Source organism: Hymenobacter sp. DG01 (genome assembly GCF_006352025.1).
Lineage (GTDB): Bacteria > Bacteroidota > Bacteroidia > Cytophagales > Hymenobacteraceae > Hymenobacter.
The window spans coordinates 59,374-74,535 of the sequence record NZ_CP040936.1 but is presented as its reverse complement, the minus strand read 5'-3'; the positions used below and the strand labels follow the sequence as shown (position 1 = coordinate 74,535).

Annotated in this window: 11 protein-coding genes; 5 read left to right on the top strand and 6 right to left on the bottom strand. The window is 59.1% G+C overall.

Features of this window, described 5'->3' with window-relative positions; all coding sequences use genetic code 11:
• A complete protein-coding gene (locus FGZ14_RS00280; protein ID WP_139920054.1) occupies window positions 1-762 on the bottom strand; it encodes a hypothetical protein in 762 nt (253 codons plus the stop codon).
• A gap of 134 nt (window positions 763-896) precedes the next feature.
• Entirely contained in the window at window positions 897-1,481 is a 585-nt protein-coding gene (locus FGZ14_RS21880; RefSeq protein ID WP_219601038.1) for a hypothetical protein, read from the bottom strand.
• Between the two features lie 289 nt (window positions 1,482-1,770).
• Between FGZ14_RS21880 and FGZ14_RS00270 the strand changes: the two genes are divergently transcribed.
• The 3 genes from FGZ14_RS00270 (at window position 1,771) to FGZ14_RS00260 (ending at window position 4,468) form a co-directional block, all read left to right on the top strand.
• Window positions 1,771-2,484 carry a class I SAM-dependent methyltransferase gene (locus FGZ14_RS00270; protein WP_257883297.1) on the top strand — a complete coding sequence of 238 codons (714 nt, stop codon included), beginning with the start codon at window positions 1,771-1,773 and terminating at the stop codon, window positions 2,482-2,484.
• A gap of 77 nt (window positions 2,485-2,561) precedes the next feature.
• Window positions 2,562-3,794 (top strand): S-adenosylmethionine:tRNA ribosyltransferase-isomerase, encoded by a 1,233-nt coding sequence (locus FGZ14_RS00265; protein ID WP_139920050.1) that lies wholly within the window; start codon window positions 2,562-2,564, stop codon window positions 3,792-3,794.
• A 356-nt stretch (window positions 3,795-4,150) separates the two neighbouring features.
• A complete protein-coding gene (locus tag FGZ14_RS00260; protein ID WP_139920048.1) occupies window positions 4,151-4,468 on the top strand; it encodes a hypothetical protein in 318 nt (105 codons plus the stop codon).
• A gap of 148 nt (window positions 4,469-4,616) precedes the next feature.
• Here FGZ14_RS00260 and FGZ14_RS00255 read toward each other — a convergent pair whose 3' ends face one another.
• Window positions 4,617-7,178 (bottom strand): M14 family metallopeptidase, encoded by a 2,562-nt coding sequence (locus FGZ14_RS00255; RefSeq protein WP_257883296.1) that lies wholly within the window; start codon window positions 7,176-7,178, stop codon window positions 4,617-4,619.
• 201 nt (window positions 7,179-7,379) lie between these two features.
• On the opposite strand from FGZ14_RS00255, the gene FGZ14_RS00250 reads away from it, so the two are divergent.
• On the top strand, window positions 7,380-9,317 hold the full coding sequence (locus FGZ14_RS00250) for a CocE/NonD family hydrolase (RefSeq protein ID WP_139920046.1): 1,938 nt from the start codon (window positions 7,380-7,382) through the stop codon (window positions 9,315-9,317).
• Between the two features lie 255 nt (window positions 9,318-9,572).
• Here FGZ14_RS00250 and FGZ14_RS00245 read toward each other — a convergent pair whose 3' ends face one another.
• A complete protein-coding gene (locus FGZ14_RS00245) occupies window positions 9,573-9,833 on the bottom strand; it encodes a hypothetical protein (RefSeq protein WP_139920044.1) in 261 nt (86 codons plus the stop codon).
• Between the two features lie 165 nt (window positions 9,834-9,998).
• Between FGZ14_RS00245 and FGZ14_RS00240 the strand changes: the two genes are divergently transcribed.
• Window positions 9,999-10,475: a hypothetical protein gene (locus FGZ14_RS00240; RefSeq protein WP_139920042.1), complete on the top strand. Its 477-nt coding sequence runs from the start codon at window positions 9,999-10,001 to the stop codon at window positions 10,473-10,475.
• 103 nt (window positions 10,476-10,578) lie between these two features.
• Here FGZ14_RS00240 and FGZ14_RS00235 read toward each other — a convergent pair whose 3' ends face one another.
• Window positions 10,579-11,988 (bottom strand): RagB/SusD family nutrient uptake outer membrane protein, encoded by a 1,410-nt coding sequence (locus tag FGZ14_RS00235; protein ID WP_139920040.1) that lies wholly within the window; start codon window positions 11,986-11,988, stop codon window positions 10,579-10,581.
• A 20-nt stretch (window positions 11,989-12,008) separates the two neighbouring features.
• Entirely contained in the window at window positions 12,009-14,975 is a 2,967-nt protein-coding gene (locus FGZ14_RS00230; RefSeq protein WP_139920038.1) for a TonB-dependent receptor, read from the bottom strand.
• Window positions 14,976-15,162 lie beyond the last annotated feature (187 nt).

Sequence of the window (15,162 nt, the reverse complement as noted above, 5' to 3'; positions counted from 1 at the left end):
CTACAAGGCTGCTACTATAGCAACCAGCCCTGATATGGCTAAAATAATACCCGGAAGTCCAAAAAAGAGTATTGCATATCCTCCTAACAAATATGCGGCAGCTGTTACTAAGGCACCTGCAAGAAATAGAACGGAGCCTATTCTGATCAGACGTGACTTTTTGCTCACGAGAGCTTCTTCTTTTGGCTCACTACCGACGCCAACTTTAGCTGTTCGCCGCTCCTTCCTTCGGGCTTGCCGACGTAGCCGCAATCGGCCGTTTTCCCCTTGATAAAGCAGCAAGGCTATACCCACTGGAAACAAAGCTATGGAAATCAGGAGCAAACCGATATTTGTCCAGCCGGAAGAGAACTCCGCATTGAATGCCACCAGAGCCCCGATTATTGCGCTCAAGCTAATTGCCCCTCCAATTAGATTGACAGTAGTAGTCTCCGGATCGGGTTTTGAGGCCTGAGCTACGGTAGGCGTTACCGCCGTATCGGGTGCAGTAATTATTTGCTTGGAAGGTATATTAACTGGCTTAGCCAGCTTTATCTGGACAGCAGGGGGTAGACGTCGGCTTCTCTCTTGAGATGGAGTAGCAGCAGAAGCGTCAGCCAGCAGTTGGGGCGGCTCGGTAGCTTGACTAGCAGGGGAAATTAGCTGATGGTTTAAGCTCTGGCCGTACTCCTGAACTGCAGGCAACAGTGCCGGAACCCGAGCCGACTGGCAGCCCACTAGCAACAGTCCGCTCAGCAGCAGACTTAGGGTCTGAAATTTCATGCTTTATAATAGAGCTTGTTGAATAGTCAAGGAGATATATTTAGCTCTAAGCACGAGAATTCCAGCCTATAAAAAAAGCCCCGGCTACCAGTTGGCAGTCGGGGCTTTTTGTAGAAAAGCGGGTTACTATCCTACTATACCTCGTCGAGCAGGCCCAGCACGATGAATACAATACCGATGATGGCAATTACGCTACCCAAAATTGGGATAATCAGGCCCACCAGAATACCTACCAGCAGCAGGATGATGCCGAGCTTGATGTTGCGGCTGATGGCGTTGGCGTCTTCCTTAGCCGCCGTTTCCGATTTCTTGCTCACTTGAGCTTTAGCGGCCAGCTTATCGGCTTTCTTGGCCAACTTGGCTACCAGAGCTTTCTGGGCCAGGTTCAGCTTGGGTGCCGTAGTGGCTTTGGCCGGGGCTGCAGCCTTAGCAGGAGCACTAGCTACAGCCGAGCGCTCGGCTACCGGAGCCTGCGCGGCCGGAGTGGTGGCGCTGGTGGCCGGTGCTGCGGGCTCTACTACCGCTTCTGAGGCGACAGGAGCGGTAGCTTCCGGGGCCACGGCCACAGCGGGTGCTACCACTACTCCCCGCTGGGTACCGTGGTAAGCCGATGAAGTTTTGGGCAGCATAGCATACTCAGCGCGGTTGCAGCTGGTCAGAGCTACTGCTACAGCCGCCACAGCCGTAAGCTTGTGCAGGATTCCGGACAGGTGTTTCATAAGGGGAAAAGAAATTAGGGTGAATGGTATGCGAACGGGACTTGTACGGGCAAATTAAAGAATGAAAATAAAAAACAGGATATATTCCCTGCCAGCAACTGCCCGTCAGGTTGCTTCCTTGCGGCTACGCAGGCACTTAGCGAAGGGTTATTTTTTTGTTGCCTCCTCCCACCGAACGGTTCGGGCTGGACAGATGTTATCGTCGCGCTGTTTATTTGCACCCGTGCATATGCCGTTCCATTCAAAGTATTTGCTGCTATGCGCAGCAACCGGTTTGCTTCTCGGGCCTTTGGCCTGCACGCAGCCTCTCACTGAAAGTACCGCTGCTCAACTGGTAGAAGCGCGTCGGCAGGCCCTGCCTGACACCAGTGGCTACGAGCGGCGCGCTCCTCAGGACCCCAACGGCATCAGCACCTACTACATGGGCCGCCAGATTGCCCACGTGATGGGGCATGAGGGCGCAGGCTGGCTTGAGCGCGCTGACCGACAGCAGGAAGAAGGAACCGATATTTTGTTGCGCGAGCTTAAGCTCAAACCCACCGATGTAGTGGCTGATATAGGGGCCGGGACGGGTTATTTCTCTTTTCGGATTAGTCCTTTGGTGCCCAAAGGCAAGGTGCTGGCTGTGGATATTCAGCCCGAAATGTTGACCGCTTTGCGTGAAACGGCCGGAAAGCAGCATATCCACAACGTGATACCGGTGCGCGGAACTACCCAGAACCCCAACCTTCCTGAGCGAGGAGTTGACTTGGTGCTGATTGTGGACGCCTACCACGAGTTCGACCACCCACGGGAAATGATGCGCGCCATTCGGAACTCCCTCAGCCCCACCGGCAGGGTAGCCTTGGTAGAGTACCGGGCCGAAGACCCTAACGTGCCCATCAAACGCATTCATAAGATGAGCGTGGCCCAGGCCCGCCGCGAAATGGCAGCCATCGGTCTGCGCCTCACTGATTCGGTGGAAACTCTGCCCCAGCAGCATCTGCTGTTTTTCCGGAAATAGGTGGTTTTAGCCTACCCCGGCGCAAGTTGTATGGGGTAGCAAGCGGCATCAGGCGCCCCGCTTTATCTTTGCGGGCTATGGCTTTTTCCTCGTCCGATCCTCGTCAGCTTTCCATCCACGACTTCACGTACCAGCTACCCCCGGAGCGCATTGCCCCGGAGCCTCTGCCTAACCGCGACCAGTCGAAGCTGCTGGTGTACCAGGCCGGCACCATCTCCGACCGGCAGTTTTACGAGGTTCCGGCCTTGCTCCCGGCCAGTAGCCTGCTGGTTTTCAATGATACCAAAGTGGTGCGGGCGCGGTTGTTTGCCCGGCGGCCAACCGGCGGCATAGTAGAGTTATTCTGCTTGGAGCCGGTAGCCCCGCACCGCGCCATTGAGCCTGCCATGCAGCAAACCGGCAGCTGCGTCTGGAAATGCCTGGTCGGAAACGGGAAACGCTGGAAAACTGGACCGGTAACGCTGGAGTTCGAGGCTGCCGGCCAGGCCGCGGTGCTCACCGCTGAGCGGGTAGAACAGGGCGAAGGATACGCCCTGATTCGATTTAGCTGGGAGCCGGCCGCGCTGCCTTTTGCGGAAGTATTGCGAGGAGCCGGTCATTTGCCCCTACCCCCTTACCTCAATCGAACCGATACGGCCGCCGACGCCGTCCGGTACCAAACGGTTTACGCCGCGCACGAAGGGGCAGTAGCCGCGCCCACCGCAGGGCTTCACTTCTCGGACGCCGTGCTGGCTGAGCTAGCATCTCGGTCTGTTGCGGCGGCCCACGTAACCCTGCACGTAGGCGCCGGCACTTTCCAGCCAGTTAAGGCGGCCTCCATGGAGGGCCACCCCATGCACGGAGAGCCGATCAGCGTAACGGCCGCCACGTTGCGGCAGTTGCTGGAGCACCTGCCCCAGCCTATTATTGCAGTCGGCACCACTAGTCTGCGTACTCTGGAAAGCCTATATTGGCTAGGTGCGCGCCTCATGCTGCAGCCCCAGGCCGAACCAGTGTGGCACGTAAGCCAATGGCAACCCTACCAGGGTCAGTCGGCAGTGCCGGCTGTTGAGGCTTTCAGAGCGCTACTGCGCCATTTAGAAGAAAGCAACTCTGATACGCTGCACGCTACCACGCAGCTTCTGATTGCGCCAGGTTATGAGTTCCGGGTAATTCGGGGGCTGATTACCAACTTTCATCAACCCGAGAGCACGCTGCTTCTACTGGTTGCAGCCTTGCTGGGCCCTGACTGGCGCCGCGTTTATGACCACGCGCTGGCTCATAACTACCGCTTCCTGAGCTACGGCGACTCTTCTTTGCTGCTGCCTTGAGTAGCTGAACTGGTTTAACCGAAAAAGCCCCATGAATGGGGCTTTTTTATTCTGTGACATATGTTGCTTTACCTTTCCCTACATTCTCAAATTCGTGAAGCTGACTTTGCTTTACGGATTCCAAACATCCCATATCTATAAAGCACATCAATATATCTATCTGATTGCCTGATACTTGCAAATATGGCAGAAAACATACTGGAAATGGGTACAATGGCAGGGCTACAGTGTGATGGTTGCTGAGGCACCAGGACCGGGGCCGGCAGGTGAGGGTAGCCGCAAGTTGGCATTTCACAACCAATTTTCAGCAACCCGTATAAGGACTCATAATCTACTTACCTAAGCAGACTCTCCTCATGAAAAAGATAGTAATGCTGGCCGCCGCCGCGCTTTTCTCGACGGCCGCCTTCGCCCAAGGCGACAAAACCACCGTCCGCGACGATGCTTCCGGCGCCAAAACGACCGTAACGGAGCGCGATAACGGCACCGTGAAAGTAGAAGCCCGCTCCGGCCGCACCAAAGCCGGTCAGAAAGCCTACAATACGAAACAGGACGTAAAATCGGCCGGTAAGAAAACCGGCGCGGTTGTAGAAAAAGGCGCCAAGAAAACCGGTCACGCCGTGAAAAAAGGTGCGAAAGCCGTGAAAAACAAAGCCGAGGACGTTGTGGACTAAAACCGCAGCCTCTGCAGACTCACTAGATGTCGCAGATGTCGGATACAACAAAAAGAGCTTGCCTTTCGGCAAGCTCTTTTTGTTGTGTTTAGCACCGGCAGACCAGAAGCCGTAGCATCTGAAATGAGCAGCGCACAGACTCCCTGAGCTACTGCCCCACCATAAACACCGCGTTGCCGAATAGCAGCTTACCGCCCTGCCAGAAGGCTCGGAACAGCGGATTATCAGCCAGGTATACTACCTGCCCGCGGCCCAGATCCTGGGAGCCCAGTACAAAGCTGTCATTGAGGGCGCGCTGGGCTTTTCGGCCCGTAAAGCCGGCCGCATAGCCATTTTTCTTAAGCACGCCCACGTTCCAACCACCCTGGGGCATAAACCGGTAGTTGGGTGTATCGCGCAGAAGGGCGTAGTAGGTGCTGCCGTAGCCGAAGGCCAGCGGATGGGTGTTATCGAGCTGTACGCGGTACACGCTTCCTTGTACCCGTTCGCCAATCTGCTCCCGCTCGGCATCGGCGTAACGGCGCAGGGCGGCGTAAGGGTTAGGCTTCTTGGTAGTGGCGCTGTCGGCGGGCTTGGCCTTCAGCAGGAAATCCTTCTTGTCGGCCAGAAAGCGGGTAGCACCCTCGAGAGCAATAAGGCGGCCGCCGGCCCGCACCCAATTCTTTACGCTTTCCAGGCTGCGCTCTGTCAGAACGTTGTCGTAGCGGCCATCGGGCAGAATCAATACGTCGAACTCGGCCAGGGGCACGCTGCTGAAATAATCCGTTCCCAGCACCGACACGGGGTAGCCGATCTGCTGCTCGAAGAAGTGCCACACCTCTCCGAATGCGGTGGCATCTATACCCGGGCCGGCCAGAATAGCCACCTTGGGCTGCTGCAGAGGGCGCACCGACCGGGAACCCAGGTCGCCGCCGCTAGTGGAGAGGCCCGACTGCACGGCCTGCACCTGCACACCGGCCGAGTCGGCCTGAGCACGCACCAGCTGGTCGAAGCGGGCTCCCAACCGCTCGTTGCCCGTCCGCGGAATCACGAGGGTGCCGCGCTGGTACTGCTGGCCTTCTGTTTCAAACGGCTCATCGGCCACGCGCACCTTCACGCCCAGCTGCTGCAAGCGGCCCAGAAAGCGCACGTCCGGGAGGCTATTCCACCGGGCCACGTAGGCATAGGGAGGGTTGGCGGGCAGCGTGGGGGTAGCGGGCTTGGCCGGGGCCGAGTTATTGGCCTCTACTGTGCTTTTCAGGGCGTAGGCTTTCAGGCCAAAGGCATACGGCAACGACCAGGCCGTGAGGTCGTATGTCAGGGAGTCTTCCAGGGCTGCCTGGGGCTCAAACAGCACCTTCACCAATGTTGATTTGGGCTGGTACATGCTCACTACCAGGTCGCGGGGCTCAATCTGCACGGTTTCCGTCTGGCCCGTAGCGTAGCTATAGGCGCGCTGCTTGCTGCGCTTGGCGGCGTAGCCGTATCTGATTTGCTGGCGGTCGAGGTATTGGGTCAGGGCGCGCACCTGGCCGGCATCAGCCGTCCCGGCCACTACAAAGGACTTATAGTCGCCGCGGGGCTTGGTGCGGGCATCGAGGTAGAACTTCTGAAACTCCCGAACCAGCTCGTCGTGGCGGTCGGCGGCGGCCTGAATGGTCGCCAGACTGGTGGCGTGGTGGTGGGCAATGCGCTGGGCCAGGGTGAGGGTGTCGCCGTCGGCTTTGGTGTAGCTGATGCCGGCCGGACTACCCCCACCCTGCTCGTAGGTCATGCCGATGGCCCCGTTGAAGGAAGGCCAGGTGTCGCCGTAGAAGGGCGCAAACAGGTCGTAGGTTTCGCGGGTGAAGTACAGCCAGTTGTTTTTGTCGAATACCCGGCGGTTATAGTCGCCGATGATGTTCTGGAACTTGCGCTGCCATTCCGTGAGGTCAGCATGGAAGGGTTTGGCCGCAGGCGAGAAGTAATACGGGTTGTTGGGCCCCATCTCGTGGAAATCGGCGTGCACCTGGGGCAGCCACTGGTTGTACACGGCTATGCGCTGGCGGCTTTCCTGCTGGGTTTGCCAGGCCCAGTCGCGGTTCAGATCGAAGTAGTAATGGTTGTAGCGTCCACCAGGCCAGGGCTCGTGGTGCTCCCAGCTCAGGGGCGAGGAGTTGGGCTGCTGGTTAGCCACGCGGTTGTACCACTGCGCATACCGGTCGCGGCCGTCGGGGTTCACGCAGGGGTCCACGATAACCACCAGGTTCTGGAGCCACTGCTGCATCTGCTGGTCCTGGGGGTTGGCCAGGTCGTAAAGCACCTGCATCACTGCCTCCGACGACACGGCTTCGTTGCCGTGCACATTGTAGCTAAGCCACACCACGGCCGGCTGCTGACGCTGGGCGGCACCGCTTTCCAGGCCGGCCAGGCGCAAGTTGTTGCGCCGAATGTCGTCGAGGCGGCTCAAATTGTCGGGGGTAGCCACGTACACCAGCTCCAGCGGGCGGTTCTCGTAGGTACGACCGTAGCGCTGCTGCTTCATGCGGCCGGGGCTATGCTGCACCACATGCTCTACGTAGCGCAACAGCTCGGCGTGCGGAGTAAAGCCGGTACCCAGCTCGTAGCCTAAAAACTGGCGCGGGGTGAGCAAGGCCCCTTCGGCGGCGCCGGGAGTTTGGGCAAACAGCTGAGGGCTGAGCAGCAGGCAAAGCAGCCAGAAGTAAGCCGCTCGTAATCGGGAGTTAAGCACGGGGGTACGGGGTAGCACCGGCAGAGGCCGGCGAGGTTAAGGAAAGGTTTGGTAGCCAAAGAAAACAGAATCTGACCGTCCGCGCCGGAAAAAGATGCCATGCTCCGGCGCTGCGGTGCTACCTGCTGGCATCCCAGCGGGCACTTGCTTACCTTACCCACTACTCTGCTACCTGTTTCACCTTCCTACCCCTTCATCCGTATGCCTACCCCTACCCCGCCCCGGGCCCTGCTGGTCGCCCTGCTCGTTGCCGCCGCCAGTGCCGCCCAGGCCCAGACTCCGGTATCGTACCCGCTGCCCTCCGAGGCCGACAAGCAGCAGCTGGCTGTAGTGCTGGCCGATACGCTCTACATTCAGCAGCACTACAACAAGTTCGAGTACCAGATTCCGATGCGCGACGGGGTAAAGCTCTACACCATCGTGTACGCGCCCAAGGATGCCGATAAGGTAAAGTACCCCATCATGCTCAACCGCACACCCTACGCAGTGGGGCCCTACGGGCCGGGCAAGTACAAGAAAAACCTGGGGCCCAGCAGCACCATGATGCACGAGGGCTACATTTTTGCTTACCAGGATGTGCGGGGCCGCTACATGTCGGAGGGGCAGTTTGTGGATGTGCGGCCGGCCAAAACCTCGTACCAAGGCAAAACCGACACCGACGAGGGCACCGATACGTACGACACCATTGAGTGGTTGCTGAAAAAAGGGCCTAAGAACAACGGGCGGGTAGGCCAGTGGGGCATCAGCTACCCCGGCTACTATACCGCCACGGGTCTGCTCAGCCGTCACCCAGCCCTGAAGGCCTCCTCGCCCCAGGCCCCTATTGCCGACTGGTTCTGGGATGATTTTCACCACAACGGGGCCTTTTTCCTGCCGCATGCCTTCAATTTCCTGGCTTCGTTCGGGCTGCCTCGCCCCCAGCCTACCCCCACCGGCAACCCGGCCTTCCAGCACGGCACCCCCGATGGCTACGACTTTTTCATGCGAATGGGGCCGCTCAAAAACGCCGACGCCCGCTATTACAAAGGGCAGGTAGCTTTCTGGAACGACCTGACGCAGCACCCCAACTACGACGAGTTCTGGCAGGCCCGCAACCTGCGGCCTCACCTCAAAAACCTCAACAAGAATACGGCCGTGCTGACCGTGGGCGGCTTCAACGATGCCGAGGACCTCTTCGGGGCTCTGAAGATTTATGAAACCATTGAAAAGCAGAACCCCGGTCAGCGCAACGGCCTCGTGATGGGCCCTTGGGTGCACGGGGGCTGGGCCCGCGGCACCGGCGAAATGGTAGGCAACGTGGCCTACGGCGAGTCACCTTCCCTGTACTACCAAAAGGAAATTGAGGCGCCCTTTTTCAAATCGTATCTGAAGGACGGCAAGCCGGCTGCCACTCCTGAGGCCACCATTTTCGAGGGCGGGACCAACCGCTGGCGCACGTTTGCTACCTGGCCACCAAAAGAAGCGCAGGAGCGTACCTTATTTTTCCAGGCCAATGGCAAAATCGGCTTCGAGCAGGCAGCCGCCGGCCCCGAGTTCGACCAGTATCTCAGCGACCCGGCCCACCCCGTACCCTTCACCGAGGCTACAGCCACCGGCATGACCCGCGAGTACATGACCGACGACCAGCGCTTCGCCTCGCGCCGGCCCGATGTGCTCACCTACCAGACCGACGTCCTCGCCGAGGACCTGACGCTGGCCGGCCCCATTGAGGCCCTGCTGCAGGTAGCTACCACCGGCACCGACGCCGATTGGGTCGTAAAAATCATTGATGTGTACCCCGACGACACTCCCAGCAACCCCAGCCTGAACCCGGCCGTGAAGCTGGGCGGCTACCAGCAAATGGTGCGCTCGGAGGTGATGCGTGGGCGCTTCCGCAATAGCTTCAGCAAGCCGGAAGCCTTCGTGCCGGGCCAGGTAACGGCCGTGCCGTTTACCGTGCAAGACCTCTGCCACACCTTCCGCAAAGGCCACCGCCTGATGGTACAGGTACAAAGCAGCTGGTTTCCGCTGGTGGACCGCAACCCTCAAACCTTCGTGCCTAATATCTTCGAGGCCAATGAAAAAGACTTCCAGGCCGCAACCCACCGTCTTTATCACTCTCCGCAGCACGCTTCCCAGCTAAAAGTGCGGGTGCTGTAAGCGGTGAGTTAGCAGCCAGGAGCCGTTTGCCGGTTCATTGATTTCGGAGGGGTAGCCCCAATGAAGCGCTGCATCGGTAGCAAGACCTAATATAGATCCTCAACAAAGCCCCAACGGGCCAGCACCAATCGTTCAACGACTAGTGCTGGCCCGTTGGAGCTTTGAGCGGTGAGGAAGGGGTAGGTGGTTCCGGGTAAGCCCCTGCTGGAGCTACCCTTCAGGAAAAGTCAGACGGCAAATTCGCCATCTGAGTTGCTACAACCGGCCTACGTTGCCGTAATCCATTTCGCGCGGCTTCTCTTTGAGTTGGTAGAGCACACTTTCGGCCACGCCCCGCCCGAACAGGCTCAGGCCGGCGTTGAAGACAACCAAGGCCGCCGTGCCGGCCGCTACCCATTCCGAGGTCGAGTGGCCGTTGCGCTTTTTATCGGCGGCCCATTGCACCAGACAGGCGCCCAGGCCAACCGTTACCAGCCCGGCGGGGGCAAATACCAACCATTTGTCTCTGTGGGTCATGGCCAAGCGAAGGAGTTTAGGAGTGGGAAAGCCGGTAACGCAGTAGGTGCGCCGCGCTACCCGTGCCAAAATACACAATCGTACCTTTGGATGGTGGGGTTACGTTCAGTCCCGATTATAGTTTGCCCTGGCTTTCAATCGGGCCCGGGTGTTTTTCTGTCTTATATGCTTGTTTCTCCTTATCAGCGGCTGCTGCAGCTCGCCTTTTCCGCCGCCCCCGATGCTGCTCATTACCTGCCGGCTACTACCCTGTCAGCTTACCGCACTTTCGAGGAAGCCGACCCGCGGGACCTGTCTTTCCGTTTCGAGCGGGTACGCCTGGGGGTAGCCCTGTCCCTGATGAAGCTGCTCACCGACCTCGGCGACCTGGAGGAAAGCCGCCGCGTGATGGAGGTGTTGCGCCAGGCCCTCAAGGCAACCTCCGTGGCGGCCATTGATGCCACTATTACCAAGGAAGCCAATGTATTCGAACGGCTCTATACCAACCTCTACGTCAATGAGGAAGGCGAACAGCTGCTTCACCTGTTTGAGCGCGCCCTCGACGCCGACTCCCAACCCCTGATGGATGATGTGATTCGGGAAGCCCTTCGCCTAGCCCCTACCCTCGACTTCAGCCACCTGCAGGAGGAGGATGAGGAATAATGGCCCGGAGCCGGCACCGCGGCCGCGGTGCTGGCCCCTGCCCCAATAAAAAGGCCGCAACGCTGAGCGTTGCGGCCTTTTGCCTTACCGGGTAACCGCTAGGTTAGTAGCCGGGGTTTTGTACCAGAGCCGTGTTCACATTTATTTCCCGGAACGGAATGGGCAACACCAGAATGTTGCTCGTAATGGGGAAGGTAGTAGCCGGGTTGGTGCCCGAAGCCGGAATAAAGATGTCGGTATTCGTGCGCTTCAGGTCGTGGATGCGGAAGCCCTCGAAGGCCAGCTCCAGCTGCCGCTCCCGCAGAATGGTAGCCAGAGTGAGCTGCGCCGCCGTGAGGGGAGTAGCGCCCGAGCGGGTCCGGATGCGGTTGATATCGGCCAGAGCGGCGGCAGCATTGCCAGCCCGGAACGAAGCTTCCGCCCGGATCAGGTACATCTCCGCCAGCCGAATCACCGGAATGTTCTGGCCATAGGTGGTGTACTTGCCCGTACGCAGGCTACCCGGACGGGCGCCCGTGCCTACGTACAGCAGCTGAGCCGTGCCGCGGGCATCGGTTGCCTCGTAAAGGTTGGCAAAGGCCGGCAGTACGCGCACGTCGCCGCGACCCAGCTGCCCGATGCTGGCAAACAAGGTAGCCAGACCGCTGTTGGAAGTGCCCGCATTGTTCTGGTCGTTCTGCTGAATTTCCAGCAGAGTTTCCGAGGAGTTACGGTTGGTAAATACCGACTGCAGCGTGGGCGAGAGGGATTTGCCGCTGTTTTTGATAACGTCGTCGGCCAGGGCGCCGGCTTCGGCAAAGCGGCTCTGCTGCAGGTAAACGCGCGCCAGCAGGGCCTTAGCCGTATAGCTGGTGGCCCGGGTACCGTTGGAGTTCGGCAGCAACTTAATGGCCTCGGTTAGGTCCGTGATAACCTGGTTGTACACCTCAGCCACCGTATTGCGGGCCTGGGTGGTGGAAGCTTCCTGTACGCTCCGCACGGGCGTCAGGCTCAACGGCACGCCCAGTTGAGTGTTGGCGCCGCCGGCCTCGTACTGCTTGGCGTAAAGACGCACCAGCTCAAAGAACATATCGGCCCGGATGAAGCGGGCTTCTCCTTCGTACTGCGACTTTAGGCTGGCTGTTGATACTACCGGCAAGGCCTCCAGCACTAGGTTGGCCTGGTTTATAGCCTGGTAGGCGGTACGCCAGATAGCCTCAGCCGAGCTGTTTTGGGCGTTAGTAGTACGCAGGGCCAGCTGCCGGTAGTTGGTGAAAGTACCCTGGAAGCCGATGTAGTTGTCGGGGGCCAGCAACTCAGGCACCAGAATCAGGTCGGTACCGTACAGGTTGGGGCTGTCGAGGCGGGCGTACATACCCACCACGGCGCTGCCTACCTTCGTTTCCGAGTCCAGAGCCGTACTGGCATCTACCGACTGGAACGGGTCGATGTCCAGCTGTTTGTCGCACGCCGTCAGGCTCAGGCTAAGCCCCAGGGCGAGCAGGTAAGCAGAACGAGAAAATATCGATTTCATCAGAAAGTTGATCTAGAGCGTTAGAAACCCACGTTGATGCCCGCCTGGAAGGTTTTCTGCAGCGGGGGCGTGTAGAAGTCGTGGCCGATGAGGTAGTTAGCAGCACCAAAAGCGGCCGTGTTTACCTCGGGGTCGTAGCCATCGTAGTTGGTGATGGTGGCCAGGTTCTGTACCAGCACATACACCCGCACCGACGACATGCGGCCCCGCTTCACCAGCTCAGCCGGCAGGGTGTAGCCCAGCGTGATGTTCTTCACCCGGAAGAACGAGCCGCCGGTTACCCAGCGCGACGATACCTGCGTGCCGTTGGCGGCGTACAGACGCGCCTGGGGTACATCGGTGATGTCACCGGGCTTCTGCCAGCGCCGCAGCTGATCAATCGTCTGGTTGTCGAAGTAGTCCCCGTTCACCGATTGGTAAATACCGGCCGCGTTGTAAATATCGTTGCCGTAGGTGAACTGGCCCAGCGCGCTCAAATCAAAGCCCTTGAACGAGAAGGTGTTCGTGATACCACCCTGGAAATCAGGGTTGGGGTTACCCACGATCTGCAAGGACGCCAACGCGGGGTTGTTGGTGGTAGTTCCTTCGGCCGTGTAGTAGAGCGCATCCCCGTTGGCCGGATCTACGCCGGCATATTTGCGGCCGTAGAAAATACCAATCGGCTGCCCCTCGCGTACGCTACCCAGGTACTGGCTCTGGATGGGAGCCGCCAGGGAGGTAACCTTGTTGCGGTTGAAGGAGATGTTGAAGTTGGTGTTCCACTTGAACTCCTTGTCGATGTTGCGCGTGTTCAGCGAGATTTCCAGACCCCGGTTGCGCAGCGAACCAATGTTCTCGGTTACGCTGGTGTAGCCGCCCGAGTAGCGCAGCGGCCGGCTCAGCAGCAGGTCCGTGGTTTTCTTCTCGTACACGTCCACCTCACCCGAAATGCGGTTGTCGAAGAAACCGAATTCCAGACCCAGGTCGGCCTGGGCGGTGCTTTCCCAGGTCAGGTTGGGGTTACCCAGCACGGTGCCGGGCGCAATACCCGCCTGGTCGGCGTAAGGCAGCGAGCCGAAGAGGCTGCGGGAGGCAAAGTTGCCGATTTCGGCATTACCCGTCAGACCGTAGCTGGCCCGCAGCTTCAGGAAGTTTACGAAGCCGTTATCTTTCAGGAAGTCTTCTTCCGTGATAACCCAGCCCACGGAGCCGGCCCCGAAGGTACCATACTTGTTATTAGCCCCGAAGCGCGAAGAACCGTCGCGGCGCACACTGCCCGAAATCAGGTAGCGGTTGCGGAAGGCGTAGTTTACGCGGCCGAAATACGACACGAACGAGAAACCATCCCGGTCGGAGCCCGAACCCGCGGTTTTGATGGCGGCACTGGCTACTTTGGTAAACTCCGTGTTCGGGAAGCCCCGGCCTTCGGCCGACGTGCCCTGCGCATCGGAGCGCTGGAACGAGAAGCCAGCCAGCGCTTCAATGCTGTGGTCTTCGCCGATGGTTTTGAGGTAGGTAGCGGTGTTGTTGGTGGTGTAGTTGATTACCTGCACCTGGTTGCTGTAGCCGTAGCCCGTGTTACCCCCGTCCTGGGTGCCGGCGGCGCGGTACAGTTCCTCGTTCAGGTTCAGGAAGTCGGCGCCGGCTTCGGTGCGCAGCGTCAGACCTTTCAGGGGCTGGTACTGCAGGTTGACGTTGCTAAACGAACGGTAAGTACCGGCCCGGTTGCGGCCGTTCTCCAGATCCTGCAGGTTGTTGTAGTAGAGCGTGTTCTTGTTCAGCTGACCGGTAGCGGGGTCAATTTTGGGCTGAATCGGAGGCAGCGCGTTCAGCTGCACCGGGTTGGAGAAGGCGTTGTCGTTGGGCGTGCGGTCGTTGACCGAACGGGTCAAGGAGAGGTTAAAGCCTACCTTCAGCTGCTCGGAAATGGAGTGGTCGAGGTTAATACGGGCGCTACCCCGGCGGTACCGGTTCCCGATGATGATACCGGTCTGGTCGTTGTAAGTCGTGCTCAGGTAGAAGCGCGTTTTAGCGTCGCCGCCGCTCACGTTGAAGTCGTACTGCGACACTTTGCCGCGCTGGAACGGCTCGTCGCTCCACTTCTGGTCCACGTCCGAGTTGAAGTCGAGGCCGTTGTCGGCAAACTGCTCGGCCGGGTCGTACCCTTCGTTCGTGGCAGCTTCGGCAAACAGCTCCTTGTACTGCTCGGCGTTCAGGAACTGGCGGCGGCGGGTAGTTTCGCTGGTGCCGATATAGTAGCCTACGTTCACCTTGGTCTTGCCCTGGCGGCCCTGCTTGGTGGTTACCAGCACTACCCCGTTGGAAGCGCGCGAACCGTAGATGGCCGACGAGGCGGCATCCTTCAGGATGGTAATCGAGGCAATGTCGTTGGGGTTCAGGTCGGCCAGCGGGTTCAGCGGCTCGGTATCAGAGCCCACGTCCTGCGAGGTCACGGGAATGCCGTCAATCACGTAAAGCGGCTGGTTGGAGGCCGTCACCGAGGATGAACCCCGCACCCGGATCTGGACCCCGGCCCCGAGCTTACCCGAGGTCTGGTTGATCTGCACGCCCGGCGCCCGGCCCTGAATGGCTTGCTCGAAGCTTACGGTCGGTACGTTTTCAACGTCTTTGGCACTGAGCTGGGTTACCGAGCCGGTTACGTCGGCCTTGGTTTGCGTGCCGTAGCCTACTACTACCGCTTCGCCTAGTTCCGTGGCACTGCTTTTCAGCGACACGGCCACCGTCGTACGGTCGCCAACTACTACGTTCTGCGTTTCAAAACCGATGGAGCTCAGGACCAGTGTAGCCCCCGGCTGCACCGATAACGAGAAGCTACCGTCGGCCCCGGTGCTGGTGCCATTGGTAGTGCCTCGCTCAAGTACGGTTACGCCCGGCAAAGCTGAGCCGGTAGCGTCCGTTACGCGTCCACTTACTGTGCGCGTTTGTGCCGTAGCCGAAGTAGCTACCAGCACACCGCATGCCAGTGGAATGAGAAAATTTTGTTTCATACAACCTGGCCCTCCTTGAGGCCGATTAGAGTGAAAGAAAGCCGGTCCGCTGAGCCGGCAAGTGCGGGTGAATATGCAAGGTACATGCATTTATTCGGCATGCATAGCACTGAACTACCGGCGCCGGACCGAATTGGAAGTAAGGTGGTTGCAATTAGCAATATAAAATCCGAACTCTATAGCCCCG

Excerpts from the sequence above, each read along its gene's own strand:
- FGZ14_RS00280 (WP_139920054.1), bottom strand. The coding sequence starts at position 762 with ATGAAATTTCAGACCCTAAGTCTGCTGCTGAGCGGACTGTTGCTAGTG.
- FGZ14_RS21880 (WP_219601038.1), bottom strand. The coding sequence starts at position 1,481 with ATGAAACACCTGTCCGGAATCCTGCACAAGCTTACGGCTGTGGCGGCT.
- FGZ14_RS00265 (WP_139920050.1), top strand. The coding sequence starts at position 2,562 with ATGGCTTTTTCCTCGTCCGATCCTCGTCAGCTTTCCATCCACGACTTC.
- FGZ14_RS00260 (WP_139920048.1), top strand. The coding sequence starts at position 4,151 with ATGAAAAAGATAGTAATGCTGGCCGCCGCCGCGCTTTTCTCGACGGCC.
- FGZ14_RS00250 (WP_139920046.1), top strand. The coding sequence starts at position 7,380 with ATGCCTACCCCTACCCCGCCCCGGGCCCTGCTGGTCGCCCTGCTCGTT.
- FGZ14_RS00245 (WP_139920044.1), bottom strand. The coding sequence starts at position 9,833 with ATGACCCACAGAGACAAATGGTTGGTATTTGCCCCCGCCGGGCTGGTA.
- FGZ14_RS00240 (WP_139920042.1), top strand. The coding sequence starts at position 9,999 with ATGCTTGTTTCTCCTTATCAGCGGCTGCTGCAGCTCGCCTTTTCCGCC.
- FGZ14_RS00235 (WP_139920040.1), bottom strand. The coding sequence starts at position 11,988 with ATGAAATCGATATTTTCTCGTTCTGCTTACCTGCTCGCCCTGGGGCTT.
- FGZ14_RS00230 (WP_139920038.1), bottom strand. The coding sequence starts at position 14,975 with ATGAAACAAAATTTTCTCATTCCACTGGCATGCGGTGTGCTGGTAGCT.